Source organism: Spiroplasma tabanidicola (assembly GCF_009730595.1).
Taxonomy (GTDB): Bacteria; Bacillota_I; Bacilli_A; order Mycoplasmatales; family Mycoplasmataceae; genus Spiroplasma_A; species Spiroplasma_A tabanidicola.
Genome location: NZ_CP046276.1, coordinates 1,074,834 through 1,095,957 on the forward strand (window position 1 = coordinate 1,074,834; position 21,124 = coordinate 1,095,957).

Sequence of the window (21,124 nt, forward strand, 5' to 3'; positions counted from 1 at the left end):
AACTCTTTTAAAAAAGCTGTTAAAACCTGATGATTGAAATATTTAACTGAGATTTTGATGAAAATGATGTTTTATTTTGCACTGGAGTTGTTCCTGCTATTTCTTCTATTGTTAGAAAATTACTAAAAGATAATGAAAATGTAGTAATGCTAACTCCAATTTATAATATTTTTTTAACTCAGTATACAACAATAATAAAGTAGCCTTAACAAGTGATTTAATTTATAAAAATGATGAATACTCAATTGATTTCAATGATTTAGAACAAAAACTAGCTAATAGCAAGGCTAAATTACTTATATTATGTAATCCGCATAATCCAATTGGTAAAGTATGAGATAAAGAAACATTAGAAAAAATTGGAGAATTATGTTTAAAACATAACGTAACAATATTAAGTGATGAAATACATTGCGATATAACTTATAAAAAAAATAAATATATTCCAATGGCATCAGTTAGTGATAAAATTGCAAACATAATAATAACGTGTGTTTCAATGTCTAAAGCTTTTAATTTAACAGGATTGCAATCTTCAGCGATCATAATTAAAAATGAAGAAATTAAAAAAAGTAGAAAGAGCAATAAACACAGATGAAGTAGCAGAACCAAATATTTTAGCTATACAAGCTTTTGAAGCTGCAACAAAATCAAAAGCGTGACTAGATAAGCTCTTAAATTATTTAAGCATAAATAAACATTTAATAATAAAACAACTTAATTTACATATACCTGAAATTAAAATTATAAAATCAAATGCTACCTATTTAATTTGATTAGATTGTAAAAATATATGCGATGATTCATCAGTATTATGTAATTATATAAAAGAAAAAACTGGTTTAATTTTAACTCCTGGAGAAGTTTTTAAAGGCAATGGAAAACAATTTATTAGATGAAATTTTGCTTGCTCTAAAAAACTTTTAAAAATGGCTATTAAAAAATTTATTTCTGCAATTAAAGATTTTAAAAGTTATAATTTAAAAAAGGAAAAATAAACTATGTTTTTAGAAGTAATAGCAAAAAATATCAAGGATGTGATAGATATAAATAAAACCAAAGCAGATAGAATTGAATTATGTAAGGATTTAGAAGTTGGTGGATTAACTCCAGATTATGAAATAATAAAACAAGCCGCTGAGATATCTAAGTTACCAATTAATGTAATTGTAAGACCAACATCAAGAGGCTTTGTTTATACAAAACAAGAAAGAAAACAAATTTTTAATGATATAAGATTTATAAAAACAACAAAGGCAAATGGAATTGTTTTTGGAGCATTAAATAAAAGAAATAAAATTAATACTAAACTTTTAAAAAAAGTATTAAAGAAAAAAGGAAATTTAAAAATAACTTTTCATAAAGCTTTTGATGAATTAGAAGATTTAAAATTTAACTACATTTTATTAGATAGATTAAAAATAGATACAGTTCTAACAGCAGGCGGGCGCAATATTGACCAAGGAATTGATGTGATAAAAGAACTTATTAAATTAAACAAAAAAACAATTATATTAATAGGAGGAGGCGTGAATTTAAACAATATCTCATATCTTTCTAAGTTGTCAAATAATATACACATCGGAAGGTTAGCTAGACATGAAGGCCAGTGAATTTATAAAATTAATACAAAATTAGTAAACAAAATAAAAGCTTCTTTTTAAGAAGTTTTTATTTTGTTTACTAAGCTTTTGGAGCTTCGTTTTTTGGATATAATACTGATGCTTCAACTTCAGTTGATTTATCAAAAGTTTTTGCAGCAGCACCTTCTGCTTTAATTAATTCAATAGCTTTATCGATTGCTGCTTGTACTATTTTTGAGTATTCTTGTTTTACAGTTAGATAAATATGATTTCTTTCTGTTTCAGATCATGAGTCAACTTCTTTTGCAACATCATCTGACCCATCAAATCCAACAATAAATCCAGCTGGTTTATCATCTACTGTTGAACTAAATCATTTTTTCATATCTGTATTTAAATCAATAGCTTTTTTCATACCTAAAGCCATTGGATCATTTCCCGCTCAAATTACATGAGCATTTTTAGCAGAATCTGAACCACTTCATTCATTTGTTAAAACATTTCCTGCTGCATCTCCTGTATTTTCGTTTCCTGTTGCAACACTACCTTGTTTATAATCTGATCCAGGTTTATTAATAATTTGTATTCATTCTTGATTTTCTAGTACAAAACCTTTGAATCTTTTTTGTTCTGCATCATTATCTTGATTTGATCACATTGCATAAACTTTAACTTTTTTACCTTTATTTGAATCACTTGGATCTTCTCCATAAATTTTATTATAAATTTTTTTAAACATTAAAGAACTTGCTTTTGTTTGTTCAGAAACAAATCCAGCAGCTCCTCTTTCTCCAACAGAAGAATCATATTCAGTGTCGATGTTGATTATTGGAATGTCTTTTTCTAAAGCAGGTTTAATAGCATTATTATTTTTAACGTTTGCTGGGTTAATTATTATTGCTTTATCTCCTTTTGTCATTGAATCTTTAACATTAGTTTGATCTGTTGCGCCACTTATGTCTGCTTTTGAGTCATATGTATTTAGTGTATAACCTTTTTCTTTTGCATAATCTTTTCCTGCAGCCATCATATTTTTAAAATAGTCATTGTTAAAATTTGATATTAATAATCCTAATGAATCACCTTTATTACAAGCCACAATTGATGACCCTGATGATACTAATATACTAGCTCCTGCTATAAATGATAATAATTTTTTCATACTCTATTCTCCTTTTATAATGTTTTTAAATTATTAAATACTTTTGTAAATCACAACTGCATTTTTCTTGTTATTTTATATTCAGTGTTTGACAAAACAGCTATCATTATAATTAAACCTTTAAGAATTGATTGGATATCACTTGATAAACCTATTAAGTTTAAAGCATTTTTTAAAATACTTAATGATAATCATCCTAAAAATGTTAAAAATATTCCACCTTTACCACCTGTTAATAAAGTTCCTCCAAGAACAACACATGCGATTGCATCTAGCTCTCAAGCATTTCCTGCTGATGGACTAGCAGTTTGTATTCTTGCTACATATATAAATGAACCAATACCAATGCATAATCCACCAAATACATAAGCTGATGCTAATATTGTTTTTACTTTTATACCTGATAACTGTGCACTTTTATAATTTCCTCCAACTGCATATAGGTGTCTGCCATATATTGTAAATCTTAAAATTATAAAGGCTATTATTGCTAATGCAAACATAATTCAAACAACTAAACTTAGTCCTAAAAAATCTTTTTGAATTAAGTTTGTTAAAAATTGACTTTCAAAAGCTTTTGAAGTATTTCCTAATAAGAATTGAGTAGCTCCACGTCATACCATCATCAGTACTAAAGTTATAATAAATGATGGGAATTTTAAAATACTTACAAATAGTCCTGAAATTAATCCTGAAATTCCACAAAATAATATAACTGCTGCAATTGTAATACCAACATTAACACCACCCAAAATAAGCCTTGCAGCTAATGCTGTTGCAAATGCCATTGTTGAACCAATAGATAAATCTATTCCTCCTGTAAGTATTATTATTGTTACTCCTATTGCCATACACCCTATGTCAGCATTTAAATATAAAATGTTTTTTCAGTTATCCCCTTTAAAAAAACCAGGTTCAATTATTCCTACAATAATTGCAAATGCCATAATTATAAAAATTAATTTTATTGAGTTTATAGCACTTAATGATTTGTTACAAAATTTCTTTTGATTTGAAAAACTTAAAAGAAATTTTTGTTGAATTTTCATTCCATATTTTTTTGAAAATTGTGTTTCTTGTAGTTGATTGTATCTCTCGACATGTAAATCAACTTTCTCACTATATTCTTGTTTTAGCTGTTCATATTCAACTGGTCCAATTTTTTTATTATTTAGATCATTATCTAATTGTTCTAGCTTCTTAAAAACAGCTAAATTTTCTATTTTTTTATTTTTGTTTTCTAACTCTTTTTTGTCATTTTCAATTATAATGTTTTGTTTTACATTTATTTCAGCAACTATAGAATCTTTTTTAATGTTTATTTTTTCTAATTGTGTAGATTCTTTAACGCTAAGTTTAGCAATTTTACTTTTATTGCTAATTTTTTTCTTTTCAATTAATTTATTTCATTTATTATTTTTTTTATCAATTTTTTGGTTAAGTTTCTCTATTTGGTTTTTTACACCTTTATACTCACCTGACTCTATTGTAGCTTTTTGAACTTCATACTCAGATTTAGTAATATTTAGATTTTTAAATTTAAATTCAGCTTCCTCAAGATAGCTTTGTTTTCGCTCTTCCAACCTTTTAATTTTGTTTTTTAAATTTGAAATGCAACTATCTCTATATGAAGATAACAAAAACACAAAATCATATTTTTTTTCTGTTTTTTTTCTGAAATATTTTTGAACTGATTGTAATTCTGCATCAGTTTTGATATCTAAGTAATTAGTTATAAACTCTTTACTGTTTTTATTCACTAATTGTTTCATACTTTTTCATACTTTCTATATTGCATATTTAATTATCTCTTCTGGAGATAGTTGTTCACCTTTTAATTTATTAGTGATTCTTCCATTTTTCATTACTACAACTCTATTGCATAAACCTAAAACTTCTGGTAAGTCGCTTGAAATTACTATTACACCAATTCCATTTCTTTTAGCTTCATAAATTAAGTCATAAATTTCTCTTCTACTTCCAACATCAACACCTCTTGTAGGTTCATCAAATATTATAACCTTAGGTTCTGCTGCAAAAGCTTTTGCTAAAAGTACTTTTTGTTGGTTACCACCACTCATACTTCCAACAGTATTTTCTCCACTTGATGTTTTAACTGACATTATTCCTATAAAATGATTACTTAATTTTTTTTCTTTATTTAAGTTAACAAAACCTAAATTAGAAATAGAATTTAAACAAGAAATAGAAATATTTTTTCTAATAGTCTCATCTAAGAATAAACCATCATTTTTTCGATCTTCAGTGACATAATAGATACCTTTTTTAATAGAAGATCCTACACTATTTAAACTTATTTCTTCGCCATTTAATAAAACTCTTCCTGCTATTTTTGGGAAAAAGCCAACAAGAGATTTAAACAACTCAGTTCTTTGAGCTCCCACTAATCCTGAGAATCCAAGAATTTCATCTTTATATAAATCGAAGTTTATATTTTTTACAAAATCATTTGTTAAATCTTCAACTTTTAAAATAACTTGATTATAAGAAGGATTATCTTTTTGTGGATATTTTTCTACAACTTCTCTACCTACCATTTTACTAATCAATTCATCTTCAGTTAACTCATTAACTGTATACTCACCAATATATTCTCCATCTCTGATTACTGTTATAAAATCACATACAATAGGTATTTCTTCTAGTTTATGTGATATATAACAAATTGCTATACCTTCACTTTTAAGCTTGCTTATTATTTCAAATAAAGATTCAGCTTCTTTTTTACTTAAAGATGATGTTGGTTCATCAAAGATTATTAACTTACTTTTTCTTAAAATTGATTTTGCAATTTCTACCATTTGTTGTTCTGCAATGGTTAAGTTAGACATTATTTCATTTAAATCTACTTCTAGTTTTAAAAGTTTAAAAACTTCTTTTATCATTTTTTTTTCTTTTTTGTAATTAACAAACCCAAATCTTCCAACTTCATGTCCAGCATAAATGTTGTCAAGAACATTCATATCATTAAAACAAGCTATTTCTTGGTGAATAATTGATATACCTAAATGCTCAGCTTCTTTAACATTTCTAAAACTATTTTTATGAATACCTTTTCAATAAAGATCTCCTGATGTTCTTTGAATGACTCCGCTTAATATATTCATAAGTGTTGATTTACCTGCACCATTTTCTCCTAGAACTCCCATTGCTTTTCCTTCGAATGCTCTTAAGAACACTCCTTTTAAAGCGGTAGTATTTCCAAATGTTTTTTTTATATCTTTTAATACAAGTAAGGGTGTCAATTTAATTTTTTCATTAAATATATTTTCCATTTTTTATGTTAATTAGTTAAACTAATTAATTCACACAACCTCCCTTCCTAAATATTTTGCACTTTTTTAATTTCATTGTAAAATAACAAAATATCACATTAAAAATAGAAAATTTTTTATTAATTATTAAAATAATGGAAAAAAGATATAAAATTAACATAAATATGATAATTTTATATATATTTTTGTTATATTATGTTATATATATGAGAAAAGAAAGAATAAATTTAATTTGAGATTTTTTAAAAACTAAAGAAAAACATAGTTCTAAAACATTACTTAAATTTGCAAAAAACAACAAAATCAATGAAATGACCTTTAGAAGGGATTTGCATTTTTTAGAGAAAAATAATTTAATAAGGCTTTATTATGGTTTTGTTGAGGTTATTAATACAAATATTGATCATTTAAATAATTTCGATATAAATGAAGTAAATAATTATGAAATAAAAAAAAATATGGCTATTAAAGCAGTAAATGTTATTGAAGATGGAGACTCTATTTTTATAGGTCCGGGTACAACATGTGAGGTTTTAACATCTCATATAAATAAGAATGTAGATCTATTGGTTACAAATGGAATTAAGATCTTATCTAAGTCATCAATAAATAAAAAATTTAAACAAATTATAATGGTTGGTGGAAAACTACTTAGTTCAAAGGATAGAATATCATCATTAACTTCAATTATTCAAATACAAGATTTAAGATTTGATAAAATTTTTATTACTGCTCAAAGTATTGATGAAAACAATAATGTATACATAACAGATATTGATGAATATGAGTTTTTAAAAGTAATAATGAAAAATGCAAATAAAAAATTTTTATTAGTAGATAGCTCTAAATATAATTCAATAGGCAATATTAAACTTTGCAAATTTGAAGATTTTGATAGTGTAATAACAGATAAAAACTAAAAAAGCATAAAAACAATATATAGTTTTATGCTTTTTTTACATCTATTAAGTTTTTAAAATACAATCCCGATTTTTTTATTTTTGTTTTTTTACTATTTAAATCATATTCAACTATTCCGTACCTATTTTTATACGCATTAGCTCAGCTTCAACAATCAATAAAAGTTCATAATGAATATCCAAAACAGTTAGCACCTTCATCAATAGCTTTTTTTAAATAACTTAAATGTTCTTCTATAAACTCAATACGATAATCATCCATTATCATATTTTCTTTTTCAAATCTAAGTTCATCTTCTACACCCATACCATTTTCGCTTATTATTCAAGGAAAATTATCGTATTTATTTTTAATTAGCATTGCAATATCATAAATACCTTCAGGATATATTTCTCATCCTCTATACGGATTAATTCTTTTTTCTGGTCAATCATAAACATCATAAAAACTTTCTGGCATTAGTTCATCATCTTCTTTAACACTTTCTTTTGCTTTGACCCTTGATGGTTGATAATAGTTTAAAGATAAATAATCGATTTTTGCTTTTTTAATAAAAGCAAATTCTTCATCTTTAACATCAGGCATTAAGTTATTTTTTTGTAAAAAAATAATTAAGTCTTTACTTACTATACCCTTTAAAACTAAATCAAGTTGAGAATTTGTTATTAGCATGTTTTTAAATTCAGCAGCTTTTAAATCTTCTTTACTATTTGATCTAGGATAAGCTGGAGTAACATTTAAAATTATTGAAATTTTTTTATTTTTAAAATGTTCTTTAAAATAGACAACTACTTTTGCATGTGCAATAATCATATTTATAAAAACTTGGATTGATCTTTTAAAATCAGAAATTTTTGGATAGTGTCAAGCATATAAATACTTAGCATCAACATCTGCTAAAGGCTCATTAAAAGTTGTTCATTCATCAACAATATCTCCAAACAGTTCAAAACATTTTTTTGCAAAACCTAAAAAAAGTTCTATAGTTTTTTTGTTTTCTCATCCACCTTGCTCTAAAATCTCTTGAGGTGTATCAAAGTGATGTAAGTTAACAACTAATATAATATTTCTTTTTTTTATCTCTTTAAAATAATTTAAATAAAAATTATATCCATCTTCATTTATTGTTAAAGTTTCAAAATCATCTAATAATCTTGTTCATTGAATTGATGTACGATAAATTTCCAAACCAATTTCATCAATTCATTTTAATTTTTCTTTGTAGTCATAATAAAAATTACTAGTTACATCCGGTCCAACACAATTAAAAAAATCATTTTTATTTTGTTTATATCAATAATCCATTACACTATATTTATTTTTACCATCTCACCCTTCGGTTTGAGGTCCTGAAAGTGATACACCAAAAATAAATTCTTTAGGAAACTTTATCAATTGCTACCTCCAATTGGTTTGCTCCAATTATATTTGCATCATTTGTAAATTTACAACGATCTAAAACTATATTTTTTTGCATTCCAGATAGAAAATATAACTCTGTTAATTTTTTATTTAATAAATCTATAAATAGATCATTTGCACTAATTGCTCCTCCAACAAGAACAGCATCAGCATCTAAAACAAAATTTGTATTTATAATAAGCTTTGCAATTTGAAAAATTTGTTCATTAATTAAGTTTTTACAAAGTTCATCTTTTGCATATAAATTATAAATTTCTTTTCCTGATTTTGCTTTTCCCGAAATATTTTTATATTTATATTCTAAATTATACATTCCTCCATAATGTGAGCCGTTATGAAATTCATTTTTATCTAGTTTTTCTAGTACACAACCAAACTCCCCAGCAGCCAATTTTGAACCTTTATAAATTTTTTTGTTAATGATAACAGCGCCACCTATGCCTGTTCCAATAACAAATAAAAACAAATTTTGATATTTTTTCCCATTTCCAACATTTATTTCTGCAAGCGCAGCACATTTTGCATCATTTTCTATAAATACTTTTTTATTAAACTTTTTTTGCAATTCTTTTTTCATATTAATTTTATCATTATCAGCAATTGCTGAAAGACCGGTAATTCAACCTGAATTAACATCAACAACACCTGGAGAGGCAATAGAAATATTATTCAAACTTTTTAAATCAATAAAATTTTCAATGTAAAAAATAATTTTTTCCAAAAGTTCCATAGAATTAATTAATTTACCATACTCAATTTTATCTCTTTTAATTATTTCACAATTTTCAAAAAGTGCTACTTTTGTAGACATGCCTCCAACATCAAAACATAAGTTTCTTAACATATTTCAACCTTTGAAATCAACTCAAAAACTTCTTCTTTATTTTTTGAATTAATTAAGTTTTTTTTAAATGTTTCATCAACAAGTTTTCTTGCTATACTACTTAACATTTTTAAATGATCAACTTCAGCATCTTTTTCAGGTATTGCAAGAGCTATAAAAAAGAAAGTTGGTTTATCATCTAATGAGTCTCATTCTATACCTATATTATTTTTTAAAATAAAAATACCTGGTCTTTTTATAGTTGCTGTTTTTGAGTGAGGTATTCCAATACCATCAGTAAATGCCGTTGACCCTTCCTTTTCTCTTATAAAAAAACCTTGATAAATTTCTTTATAATTGTCAGCATATTTATTATTCACAAAATAATTTGAAATAAAAGCAAAAACTTCTTCTTTATTATTTAAGTTTTCGTCTATTACAATAGAATCTTCATTAAATATTTCTTTATTTATCATATATAACATCTCCATTTATTTTTATCGATACAATTTGATTTTTTTTAATTTTTATAGATGATAATTTTTTTAAAATTACTTCTTCTTTTAAATTAACTAAATCAAAAATTATATTTTTATTTTCACAAGCAATCATTAAATCAATTTCTTTATCCGTTGGATTAAAACCTCTAACTATTATATTATCTCCATTTTCTTCTTTTTTTATTGTTTTAATTACAAAAGAAGAATTATTAACTTTTATAGTTTTAATTTTTTTTGTATTAAATATAACTTCATTTGTTAGAAATCTATCGAATTTTTTATATAAATTATTAAAATTTTGTTTTTGATAATATAAGCAATCTTTAATATAAGTTTTAGATTTTATTGAGTGATTGTCATTTAAATTAAAATTAATTAGTAAGTTTACATTTAAAAAATAATTTATTAGTCTAGAATCAATTGTTTCTATATTAAATTCTGATGTTCCGCTTGATCTTCCAGGTCTTCACAGTAAATTGTTTCTACCCAAAGAAGAAACGGATCTAAATAAAGTTAAAACTAAATCTGTGTCATTTTTTAACTCATATTCATTTAAGTCCTTTGTATAAACAAAAACTCCGTTCTCTGATCCGCAAAAACTTTCAAAAGGTTCAATATTAACTGGTGCTTCTTTTCAACCATCTTTTTTTCAATTATCAAAATATTTATTATGTTCTCGATTGATAACACTATAGCATTGATCGTTAATTGTATAACTACTTTTGTCTTTACTTCTAAGTGATAATCTTCATCTTATATCTTTTGCTTTGTTTACCATATTCAACGAAAGATGAAGCTTATTACTTTCAAAAACTTTTAAAATGATGCTAACTTTTTGCTCAGTTTCTGCTTCACTGGTTTCTGAATTAGGCACTAAATAATATAAGTCAACTTTATAAATTTGTAAATTATCGATATTTTTTTTACTAAATCTTGATCTTAAAAAATTATTAATTAAAATGGTTTTATCTGCTTCAGGTGAAAAATCATAAGAATCCCCTAAATCTCTTTCTGCCTCTAGAAAAACTTCTATTATTTTTTTATTACTTTTACTTTTAATAATAATTTTTTCATGTTCTATTTTAATATCAAAGTTTTCATTTAACAACGATTCTTTATTTTTTTTAGTTTTTTCTATAAGAGAAAACTTTTTATAAGAAAACTCTTTCAACTTAACATTTTGCAAAAAAATATTATGTTCATAGAAACCATTTGCTTTTTCCACTTTTTCTCCATTAGCAGAAGGTTTGACTATCATTCCGCTATTGTGGTATTCACTTTTTAAAATACTAAAATTTATAACTTTATTTTCTTCATCTAAAATATCTATATCTTTATATTTAGAAAATATTTTAATTTGTTTATTTGTTATTTCTTCTGTTAATTCAGGGTTAAATATAATAAATTCTTCTTCTTTTATATTTATTTTACTAGCTATATTTTTTAAAACTTTAGTTTTTAAAGATTCAACTAAATCAAAACATCTATCAATTCTATTTTTTACATCACTATTTGTTCTATCGCTATTGCAACCTCCAATACTATCATGGGCTTGCGATACTAATAAATTTTTTATAATGTCATCTAAAAACTGTTTATTATAAATACCTGTGCTTAGGTAATAAAAAGTCATCAGCGGTTCTAAATTATAATAAAGCTCAGTTTCCAAACTTTTCATTTTAGATTTTATATCTTGTCTTTGAGAACCTATAGTCCTGTGTATTCTAGAAAGAAATGGGTACCTTAATTCTTCATCAAATGCATCAACCTTACTAATATTATTTTTTAAATCATCAAAAAACTTTTCATAATCACTAAGTATTCAATTATCTTCTGAAAATTCATTAAGTTTTTCTGTAAAACCTTTTAAATGTCTTATAATTGGTGCTTGATCACCACCTAATGGTACTAAAATGTGATTTGTGCACTTTTTAGATTTTTCTTTTATTGATTCTAACATTTCTTTAGTGTTATTTAAAAACCTCTTAGCACTTTCATCTATGTTTGATTCATTTATACTATTGTATGGAAAGTTTGCTCCAAATGGTCAATAACCATATTGCATATTATAAGAAAGTATCTTATCACCATTTATTCCTTTTCAAAAACTCAATACACCTTGCTTATCTAAAATACCCTTAGAAATACCTCTTCAATATAAAAAATTATTCAAGCCAAAAAGATTATATATTTGTGGCATTTGATTGTTATGGCCGAAAGAGTCAGGCACATATGCAATATTTAAGTGATTTGCTTCAAATTTTTTACAAAAATTTATTCCATACAGCAAATTTCTTATTATTGATTCAGAAGTGATGTTAAAAAGGTCAGGTTGTGTATATCATGGTCCTATAATTACTTTTTTTTCTTTTATATACTTTTTAATTTTATCTATATTTGTTTTATCGTATTTTAAATAATCATCAATAACAGAGACTTGTCCGTCATAAGTAAAATTATTAATTTCATTATTATCTAACATTTCTAATAACTTGTTTATGTTATCAAAAAGCAAGATATCACTATCCTGCTTAGTGAAATATCACTCTTTATCTCAATGTGTATGAGGTACTAAGTGAATATATCAATTATTTTTTTGCTTCATTAATTTCTTTTTCTAATTTTTCCATTGTTAGATAATAATTATTTTTAAAGTCTTCTTTTTCTTTTTTAGCAGCCTCTTTATTTTTTTGTAACATAATTCTTCTATTTTCTTTAATTTCAATTTTATTTGCTTTTTCTTCAGCTGTTTTTTTAGAAAATAATTTTTTAATTATTAATAATACACTTATAAATGAGTTTCATATTCTTACAAAAAAGTCAGCAATTGATAAAAATATAACTTTTCAATATTCACATCAATTTTTTCAAAATGTTTTTCAATAATTTTTTTGACTTTTGTTTATTTTGCTAAAAATTAATTTTGGTTTTTTAAAAAATAGTTTAAAGTTAATTCTTCTTATTATTCTTCTTTCTCTGGCTTTTCTTTTGTCTTCTAAATATAATTCATATTCCTCATCAGTTATTTTTCGTTTTAGTAATCCCGCTATTAAAGCAGTAACTATAATTCCTAGAACAATAGGTAAAATTCATGACAAGGGTCATAGAGGTCCTTTTATGTATCCTAAAAATGCTCCGATAGGTGAACCTAATCCTGCTGCAAATTTATTGTTTCATAATACTACACCAACACCAGCTACTACACTTCCTGTAATATTTGCTAAAATTATTCTAAATGGATCTGCAGCTGCAAATGGTATAGCCCCTTCTGTAATTCCAACAATTCCTGTACCGAAAGCAGCATTACCCATTATTCGCTCATTTTTAGTATATTTAATTTTAAAAATCTTTGTAGATAGTCACATTCCTAATGGTGGCACAGATATTGCAGCCTGTGACGCTGTACCAGGAACGAAGTTGGCATCTCAATATCCTAAACCTTGAGACATTGCATCTGCAAGTGTTTGGTAGAAAACTACAGTCCCAAATACTAAAGCTGTTTTATTGAATGGTCCACCTAAATCGAACGCAATCATTATTGATATAACAAAAGCTATGACAATTCCAGTTGCAGCAAATTTCTCTTCAAGAGAGCTTAAACCATCAAACATACTTAAAACTAAATGTGCAATAGGTGGTCCTATTAAAAATTTTACTAAACAAGCCATAATTGCAGTAGCAATAATAGGAATAATCATTATTGGAACAATAGGACTTAAAAATTTAGGTCAATGTATACTTTTTAAAAATTTTACTAAATATCCAGTTAATAATCCAACAACAATTGCTCCAATAAAACCTGCTCCAGGTTCTATTACAGATTGTTCAGAAACTTTAACTGATACACCTAACATATTGTTATCATTTATAATTCAACCAGCTATTAAAGCAGGTGCTAATCCAGGTCTATCAGAAATAGAATATGCAACAAAACCTGCAAAAATAGGTATCATTAATTTAAATCCTAATCCACCGATGCTCATTAGAAAGTTAGGTAAAACCCTTTTTCCTAATACTCAATTTTCTCCATAATCACCTAGACTATCAACATACTCTGTTTGAAAAGCACATAAATTGGCTATAGCCATTAATAACCCAGAAGCTATTGTTAAGGGTAACATTCAGCTTATTCCTGTCATCAAGTGACTTAATATACCTTGTTTTTTTGTTTTACCTAATGTTACAAAACCTTTTTTTGTTCCTTTTCCGCCTTGTACTTCTCCATAAACAAATGCATCTTCGATAAGCTTTTGAGGATCTTTAATAGCATATTTAATATTTACAGAGTAAACTTTTTTACCATTAAATCTAGTCATATCAATTTTCACATCAGATGCAATAATTACAATATCAGCTTCAGATATTTTTTCTAATGGTATTTCATTTTCTTTACCAATAGTGCCTTGTGTTTCAACATGAATATTATATCCAAGTTCACTTGCTTTATTTTTCAAACTGTCTGCAGCCATATAAGTGTGAGCTATTCCTGCTGCACAAGCAGTTATAGCTACAATATTTTTTGTATTTTTTGAACCTCCCATTAAACACTCACCTCCATATCTATATAAAACACTATAGGGTCGATATCGTGCTTTACATTGGGACTAAAACTGAATAAAAATCTTATTTGATATTTATTAGAAACAAAATTTTCTTCCCCTATTTTTCATAATTTTGATATATCTAATGTACTATATAATTTTTCTTCTTTAAAAGCAGGATCATTAGGTTTATTTTTATCATTTATTTCTTTATTTTCATTATTTATTTTTATTGCAGTTTTAACACTTTCTGAATAAGTTTCAGATAGCCACTGATTTTTTGATACAGATTTTATATCATTTAATCTCACTGTAAAATAATCATTTTTTAACAAGTTAAGTTTTTCCTTTGTTATTTCCAAACTATCTTCTAAATAATTATCATTTTCAGCACCATTTACAATATTCAATCCTTTATTTAAGTAACCTTTATCTTTTTCGACTAATGCATTACTTAATAGACCAATAATATTATCACTTCATTTTTTAGCAGCTTCTATATTTTGATCATCTTTTTGATACTCTCAAGGCATTTTATAATTAATTGATTTGTCAATTAAAGGAATATCATTATCATAAGAATTATAAACATCGTCCTGAGTAGTTTTAAAAATATGTTCTAACTGTTTAGCGGATAATGGGGGTGTTTTTCAATCGCACCCAATAATAGAAATGCTACTGATACTTATCAAACTAATGCTAGAAACAATACTTAAAATTTTTCTCATCCTTTCACCTCCAAATTTATTTTATAATTTATTATTTTTTTAAGTTGTAAATTAAAAAAAATGGAATATTATTCTTATAGGAGGCATTATGGCACTAAATATTCAAACATTAAATGAAAAACAGATAGATTTTTACAATTTCAGCATTGAAAAATATAATTTATTTTATTGTAAAACGCTTAAAGAAATAGCTTCGATATATGGATGCGGAATGAGTTTTATATATAATTTTTTTAAAAAACTAAATATTAAAGGCTTAAAAAATTACATTTCTGAATTAAACGGTATTATATACACAAAAAAGAGTTTCACTAATAAGATGTTTGACTTAAATATTAAAGAAAAATTTCAAAATTCATTATTTATTAATTTTGAACAACAAATAGAGCAAATTAAAAATATAGAGATACAAGAAAATAAAATAGTTTTAATAAAAAAAATACTGAAAAATTCTAATTATATTTACGGAATAGGTTTTGGGCATTCTAAATTAGCAATAAAAGATATATTAAGTTTCTTTGAGTTTTTAAATCCTAATACTATATTTCTAAACTATGATAAAAATATTGATATTAAGCATTTTGTAAATCAAAAATCTGTAATTATAATTTATTCAGTTAGATTGGTTAATAAAAAATATTTAACAATAATTAAAGAATTAAAAAAAATTGAAAATATTAAAATAATACTTGTAACAAGCAATAGAAATATTGATGAAGAACTGTTCGAAATTGTATTTTATGTTAATAATCCAATGAAATATCAAGATTTTTTTAATATGAATATTTATATAGGACCTTTAAATACTTTTTTAATGTTTAATAATTACTTAAAGTCTAGTATTTATCTTGACAATAAAGAATTTTTATTAAAAAATAAAAAATTTGTTAAAGAAACTATAGGCTGAGTTGATTACAAGGAAGCTGTTGATTTATAAAGTGATGTTTTATAAAAAAACATACTTTATATTCACAAAGTATGTATACTAATTTGAAAAAAAATATGTTTTTATATAAATAGAGTATAGTTATTAATTTATTTGAATTGATAAATTAATTACTTCTTTATTACCAGGATCAATTTGACGCATAGCCAACTTATCTCTAAATCTATTACCAATTCTTTTTTCAAGATCTGGTAATCCTCAATATGGTTCTATACAAATAAAATCCACATCATTTGTAGCTTTTCATAAAACAAAGTATGGCTCTTTATCGAAACTCATTTTAATTTTTTTATTTTTATATTCATACAATATTGAATCCAGTTTAAATTCATCAAATAATAAAGATTTAGAATCACTATAATCAACTTCAGAAATAACAACTTCTTTTGCATACATTTTTTCTTGATTTGGAATATATGTTCCACCTTTGCCGAACTTTGTTACATATGCTTGCTCGCTTTCAAAAACAACTTTTGAATTTTTATCAACTTTAAATGCTGGGTGATGTCCAAATGAGTAAGACATCATTTCTTTTCCTACATTTATAACTTCAAAAGTATATGTCAACATATTTCTTTCAATAATAATATTGATAACTAAATCGAAATCAAATGGATAAATACTTTTAAATTGATTATGCGCTCTAAACATACAGACCGCTTTAGTTTCACCTTCTAATTTAATATCTCAATCTTTCATTTGTGCAAAAAACCCATGTCTTGGTGTATGAAATTCTTTTTCATCATGAACAAATGGCCCTGATACATTACCACAAATTGGAAATAAAATTGGTCAAGTTTTATTTCAACTCCCATCTTGTTGATACAAAACTTCTTCTCCTTTATGTTTAATACTAACTATTTCTAAACCTTGGTTTGCAACTTTAAAACCAACGTTTAGAACATCATTTTTTAATTGGTACATTACTTTCACTCCTCTTTAAATACATGTTAATTTTACAAGAAAAATATAATTTAATTAAAATTAAAAAACTTAAAAAGTTTTATACTTTTTAAGTCTTACTTATTTACCTTTTTTAGCAAACATATTAGATACTTTTGTTTTAAATGAGTCTCTAACTAATACTTCTTTATTAATTACAGCTCTATTTGGTAATACCATTAATTCTTCTAAACCATAACCAATTTCAACTGAATTAATTGCATTTCAAAATCCATTTTTATATTCATTAAATTCTTTTTTATCTGTATTTTTATAAACTCAATCAATATATTCATTACATTTTGTTAAAGTTGTATCTTTAATTGATTTAACTCTATTAGCTAATTCTTTATAGTCATTTTCAACATTTATTAATTTATCTTTAAATAAATTTTTTTGATTTTCTAAATTATATTCTTCATATTTAACAATTAAGTTATTGACTTTTTCAATATTAACATTTGGATTGTTATATATTTTTTGTATTTTTAAATACATTTTATTTTTTTTATTTGCTTCTGAATCTTCAATATTGCTAATTTTAGTATTTAAGTTAACAACTTTTTGAATGTATTTTTCATACTCTTTAAAAGTTTTTTTATTTTCTTTAAACATTAATTTTAATTCATTAACTTTTTTTAAATTTTCTTCACTTAAATCATTATATTTTAGTTTTAATAATCTGCTGACTTTTCTAAAGATATTTGTTGAGTATTTTGTTTCATCAAAACGTTCTTTATAGAATAAGAATGCAAATAGAATAGCAACACCCATTACAAGACAAACCATTCCAAAGTATAAGATTTGATCTTTTACTTTTGTAAAGTTAGTAAATGGATAGAATATTCCTGGTCCCCCAACTGGTATATCTTGTTTTAAATCTAAGTTAGTTGATAACATTGTTACTAAGAATGCTGCAACACATGCTCATAAGAAAGGTTTAATTTTAGGTAAGTTAACCCCATAAATAACTGGCTCAGTTATTCCAAAGATTCCACTTGGAATAGCAGCAATCGATACCCTTCGTAAGTTTTTGTTTTTTGTAAAGATTGCAATACCAATACCCATACCAATTTGTGCAAACATAGCTAAAGTGTTTGCTGGATATAATAATGTTGGTTCACCTTTCAAAACAGGTATACCAATAGCGACGTTAATTGGAACATGTAATCCTGTAATAACTAAAGGTTGCCATACAAGTGCTAGAATAGCTGGACCAAATCCATATGGTATTTTTTCAACCCCTGAAATTACTTTTGTAACACCAAGTTCTAGTAAAGATAGAGCTGGACCAAACACAAATAATACTGGTAAGATTGTTGTAATAACAACAAGTCCACTACCAAACACCATTTCTAATGAAGGTGTTAAGAATTTTTTAAATAATTTTTCCAGTTTTGCTGCTAAAAATCCTGCAAATACAAACGGTAAAACACTACCTTCGTATGATTTAACAACAACTGGATAATCACCAATTGAAAATAAGAATCATCCTTTACTTCCATATTGACTATTTTCAACAAATTTTCCTACAGAATAATCATCAGGATTAGTAATTCCATTTTTTGCCATAAAGAATCTTGAAACAAGAATCAATCCAACAAATACTCCTAATAAATAATTTCCTCCAAAATATTTTGTAGAAGTTATACAGAAAAATAATCCTACAAGTAATATCCCTACTTTAGTCATTGCATATAATACAACTGATAAAACATCTGCATCTTGCATATTAGTTCCATCACCAAGATCTTTTGCTAATTTAAATTGTACTAGCAATGAATAAATTAATGCAAGTATCCCTGATGCAACAAGCACTCTAATGTTAGGACCAATTATTCCAGAAAGTCCTCCCATAATTTTTTGTCCAACTGTTGTTTTTTGAGCTTGCACTTGAACTTCTTTTTTACTATCTTCTTCTTTAATTCTTAAAATTTCTTCTTTTATATTAGCACTTTCTGCTCCAACTATAATTTGTAGTTCATCACCAATTCAGTTAATTCCTTTAACCATTTTGGTTTCTTTAATTTTATTTTCATTAACCAAACATTTGTTAATAATTCTAAATCTAACTCTTGTCATACAGTTATATACTTGTTTAAAGTTGATAAAACTTCCAACATTTTCTAATATTTTTCTAGCAACTGCATTGTATTTAGATTCAGATTTAACTAATGCTAATTTTTCTGTACTACTTACTTGGATAATTTCAGGTTTATCTTTTTGAACTAATTCAATAGTACAAATTAAATCACCTTTTTTATATTTGCCTTCTTTATAATTTATTTTTTCAATTTTATTTTCATCGCTTGAAAAAATAAATGGACATTCATTAGGGATATTATTTTTTTTAAACTTTTCTAAGTTTACTTCAAATAATTTATTTTCTTTTTTTACAATATCATTTGTTTTTAAATCTGTTTTAAAAGGTTTACCTTTTAAATTTACAGAATCAATACCACAATGGATTAGTAAATTAAGTTTTTGGTTTTCTAAAATGTAAGCGTGTTTAGTTTCTCATACCAAATTTACTTTAGCTTTTTCAAACGGACAATAGAATTCTTTTTGTTCTAGAACAAGTAGAAATCCATCACCCATTGATTTACTAGCAAAAGCTTGGTCTACACTTTTGTCCAAATCTTTTAAAGTACAATCTTGAGGTGCATATACTTTTATCTCCATAAAAATTCCTTTCTTATTTTGTATAACTTATTTTTTTTATTTTATTAGTTTTTAACTCAACCTCTTTTTGTAACTCTAAATTTAAATCTCCTATTACAAAAAATTTGCTTGTTAATAATTGATTATCTACAAAGACTTCTATTATAGAATTATCAATCCAAATATCCACTTGTTTTAGTTTGTTATTATTTTTTATATAACGAAAATCTCCAAAATTAGATTTTATTTTTAAAGATTGTTTTGATCTATCAAATATAACTTCGTCTTTTTTTATTTCTAAACAAATATACTCATTTTTTTCATTTTTTATTTTAATAACATTTTCATTCGTACTTAAACTTATTCTTGCTGGTAGGTTTAAACTTTTTATTAATTTAGTTTTTTCGGATTTTAAATCATTTTCTAAAATGTTTTTTTCAAAAAAATTAAAAGGTTTTTTTTCTAACTTATTATTTTTAATATTTAGTTCAACTGGAATACTCAATGATCCTGTTCAATAATCTTTATCACTTGGATACTCTACGTCAAGAGTTCCAACTCATGATATTGCAAGTAATTTTTCTTCATATCAAAATGTTTGAGTTGCATACAAATCTTGTCCGTGATCGAACATTTCAAAAGGTTGTTCATCAATTAAATCACCATTTTCAAAATCTATATCACTACATACAATACTTATAACATTGCTAGAATTTTGTAAATTATACTTATCAGTATTATTAACTCCTTGAATTGAAAACATAACAACATACATGCCATCAACTTTTTCTATATTTGGACATTCTCACATGTATCCAGGATCTTTAAGTTGTTTTAATTTAATGTAAGATTTAAAAACTCAATTGTCTTTTACTTTTTCAAATACTGCAATAGTTCCCTTTTTTTCAAGAGTTTGTGCTCCTACGATCATATATTGTTTGTCATTTGCATAGATTATTTTTGGATCTCTAATGTGTTCTGTGCTAATTTTGTTATCATGTTTTACAACTACTTTTTTATTGACAATTTTATTATCAATTAAGTCCCCAACGATTTGATGTTGTGTTCTAATTGCATTTTCGTCTTTTTCATTACCTGTATAAATTATTTTAATTTGGTTATTTTCTAAATATGCTGATCCAGAAAAACAACCATGATTTTCTTCTTTTAGTTCTGGTGAATTTGAATAACCACAATCAATATAGTGAACAAAATCTTTTGTCTTTACTAAATATCAATACTTCAATCCATGAATAGCTCTCATAGGATGATTTTGATAATGAATATAAAAATATCCATCCTTATAAAACAAACCATTTGGATCATTCATTAATCCATTGAATGGTGATATATGGAAATAAGGATAATATAAACTATATTTAACAATTTCATTAACTTTATCAATCTCATCATTACTATATTCAGTAATTTTTTTATATCTGTTTATTTGCTCTGCCATTTTACTTTCCTTTTTCATTAATTAAATTTTAGTAATTATTTATTATCAAAAATTGCTAGATTTATACAATTAATGATACAAAAAAATTATAAGTTGCATTTTAACAAAAAAATAACTCATAGTTATGAGTTATTTTTTAT

18 protein-coding genes are annotated in these 21,124 nt (G+C 25.0%); 6 read left to right on the forward strand and 12 right to left on the reverse strand.

Annotation, left to right across the window (positions count from 1 at the left end; genetic code table 4):
- Window positions 1-29: 29 nt before the first annotated feature.
- Genes STABA_RS05890 through STABA_RS04755 form a run of 4 tightly spaced genes read left to right on the forward strand, consistent with a single transcriptional unit; the run spans window position 30 to window position 1,664 of the window.
- The gene (locus tag STABA_RS05890; protein WP_211360450.1) at window positions 30-203 is read left to right on the forward strand and encodes a hypothetical protein; all 174 of its coding nucleotides are present in this window, start codon (window positions 30-32) and stop codon (window positions 201-203) included.
- 56 nt (window positions 204-259) lie between these two features.
- Window positions 260-670, forward strand: coding sequence for an aminotransferase class I/II-fold pyridoxal phosphate-dependent enzyme (locus STABA_RS06045; RefSeq protein WP_343031711.1), 411 nt, complete (start codon window positions 260-262; stop codon window positions 668-670).
- The gene (locus tag STABA_RS05900) at window positions 555-998 is read left to right on the forward strand and encodes a beta C-S lyase family protein (protein ID WP_211360451.1); all 444 of its coding nucleotides are present in this window, start codon (window positions 555-557) and stop codon (window positions 996-998) included. The genes STABA_RS06045 and STABA_RS05900 overlap by 116 nt, the downstream gene beginning before the upstream one ends.
- Window positions 999-1,001: 3 nt before the next feature.
- Window positions 1,002-1,664 carry a copper homeostasis protein CutC gene (locus STABA_RS04755; protein WP_156007057.1) on the forward strand — a complete coding sequence of 221 codons (663 nt, stop codon included), beginning with the start codon at window positions 1,002-1,004 and terminating at the stop codon, window positions 1,662-1,664.
- A gap of 19 nt (window positions 1,665-1,683) precedes the next feature.
- Here STABA_RS04755 and STABA_RS04760 read toward each other — a convergent pair whose 3' ends face one another.
- From STABA_RS04760 to STABA_RS04770, 3 genes are read right to left on the reverse strand one after another with little or no spacing between them, the layout of a single operon-like run.
- Window positions 1,684-2,745 (reverse strand): sugar ABC transporter substrate-binding protein, encoded by a 1,062-nt coding sequence (locus tag STABA_RS04760; protein ID WP_156007059.1) that lies wholly within the window; start codon window positions 2,743-2,745, stop codon window positions 1,684-1,686.
- Between the two features lie 14 nt (window positions 2,746-2,759).
- Window positions 2,760-4,517: an ABC transporter permease gene (locus tag STABA_RS04765; RefSeq protein ID WP_156007062.1), complete on the reverse strand. Its 1,758-nt coding sequence runs from the start codon at window positions 4,515-4,517 to the stop codon at window positions 2,760-2,762.
- Between the two features lie 15 nt (window positions 4,518-4,532).
- Entirely contained in the window at window positions 4,533-6,041 is a 1,509-nt protein-coding gene (locus tag STABA_RS04770) for a sugar ABC transporter ATP-binding protein (RefSeq protein ID WP_156007065.1), read from the reverse strand.
- Between the two features lie 206 nt (window positions 6,042-6,247).
- Between STABA_RS04770 and STABA_RS04775 the strand changes: the two genes are divergently transcribed.
- Window positions 6,248-6,961 carry a DeoR/GlpR family DNA-binding transcription regulator gene (locus STABA_RS04775; RefSeq protein WP_170264708.1) on the forward strand — a complete coding sequence of 238 codons (714 nt, stop codon included), beginning with the start codon at window positions 6,248-6,250 and terminating at the stop codon, window positions 6,959-6,961.
- A gap of 25 nt (window positions 6,962-6,986) precedes the next feature.
- On the opposite strand, the gene STABA_RS04780 is transcribed toward STABA_RS04775, so the two are convergent.
- The 6 genes from STABA_RS04780 to STABA_RS04805 are packed head-to-tail and all read right to left on the reverse strand — an operon-like array spanning window position 6,987 to window position 14,976.
- Window positions 6,987-8,357, reverse strand: a complete 1,371-nt coding sequence (locus STABA_RS04780) for a glycoside hydrolase family 1 protein (RefSeq protein ID WP_211360452.1) — start codon at window positions 8,355-8,357, stop codon at window positions 6,987-6,989.
- Window positions 8,341-9,228, reverse strand: coding sequence for an ROK family protein (locus STABA_RS04785; RefSeq protein WP_156007070.1), 888 nt, complete (start codon window positions 9,226-9,228; stop codon window positions 8,341-8,343). The genes STABA_RS04780 and STABA_RS04785 overlap by 17 nt, the downstream gene beginning before the upstream one ends.
- The gene (locus tag STABA_RS04790) at window positions 9,222-9,683 is read right to left on the reverse strand and encodes a PTS sugar transporter subunit IIA (RefSeq protein WP_170264709.1); all 462 of its coding nucleotides are present in this window, start codon (window positions 9,681-9,683) and stop codon (window positions 9,222-9,224) included. Before STABA_RS04790 ends, STABA_RS04785 begins: the two co-directional genes overlap by 7 nt.
- Window positions 9,673-12,312 carry a glycoside hydrolase family 38 N-terminal domain-containing protein gene (locus tag STABA_RS04795; protein WP_156007075.1) on the reverse strand — a complete coding sequence of 880 codons (2,640 nt, stop codon included), beginning with the start codon at window positions 12,310-12,312 and terminating at the stop codon, window positions 9,673-9,675. The genes STABA_RS04790 and STABA_RS04795 overlap by 11 nt, the downstream gene beginning before the upstream one ends.
- On the reverse strand, window positions 12,296-14,248 hold the full coding sequence (locus tag STABA_RS04800; RefSeq protein WP_156007078.1) for a PTS fructose transporter subunit IIC: 1,953 nt from the start codon (window positions 14,246-14,248) through the stop codon (window positions 12,296-12,298). Before STABA_RS04800 ends, STABA_RS04795 begins: the two co-directional genes overlap by 17 nt.
- Window positions 14,248-14,976: a hypothetical protein gene (locus tag STABA_RS04805; RefSeq protein WP_156007081.1), complete on the reverse strand. Its 729-nt coding sequence runs from the start codon at window positions 14,974-14,976 to the stop codon at window positions 14,248-14,250. Before STABA_RS04805 ends, STABA_RS04800 begins: the two co-directional genes overlap by 1 nt.
- An 88-nt stretch (window positions 14,977-15,064) precedes the next feature.
- Here STABA_RS04805 and STABA_RS04810 point away from each other — a divergent pair, with 88 nt between their 5' ends.
- Window positions 15,065-15,913 (forward strand): MurR/RpiR family transcriptional regulator, encoded by an 849-nt coding sequence (locus tag STABA_RS04810; protein ID WP_156007085.1) that lies wholly within the window; start codon window positions 15,065-15,067, stop codon window positions 15,911-15,913.
- Between the two features lie 93 nt (window positions 15,914-16,006).
- Here STABA_RS04810 and STABA_RS04815 read toward each other — a convergent pair whose 3' ends face one another.
- The 3 genes from STABA_RS04815 to STABA_RS04825 all read right to left on the reverse strand — a co-directional run bounded on the left by STABA_RS04815 (window position 16,007) and on the right by STABA_RS04825 (window position 20,984).
- On the reverse strand, window positions 16,007-16,846 hold the full coding sequence (locus tag STABA_RS04815; protein WP_156007088.1) for an aldose epimerase family protein: 840 nt from the start codon (window positions 16,844-16,846) through the stop codon (window positions 16,007-16,009).
- 99 nt (window positions 16,847-16,945) lie between these two features.
- On the reverse strand, window positions 16,946-19,546 hold the full coding sequence (locus STABA_RS04820; protein WP_156007090.1) for a PTS sugar transporter subunit IIABC: 2,601 nt from the start codon (window positions 19,544-19,546) through the stop codon (window positions 16,946-16,948).
- Window positions 19,547-19,559: 13 nt separating this feature from the next.
- Window positions 19,560-20,984 carry a sucrose-6-phosphate hydrolase gene (locus STABA_RS04825; protein WP_170264710.1) on the reverse strand — a complete coding sequence of 475 codons (1,425 nt, stop codon included), beginning with the start codon at window positions 20,982-20,984 and terminating at the stop codon, window positions 19,560-19,562.
- Between the last annotated feature and the right edge of the window lie 140 nt (window positions 20,985-21,124).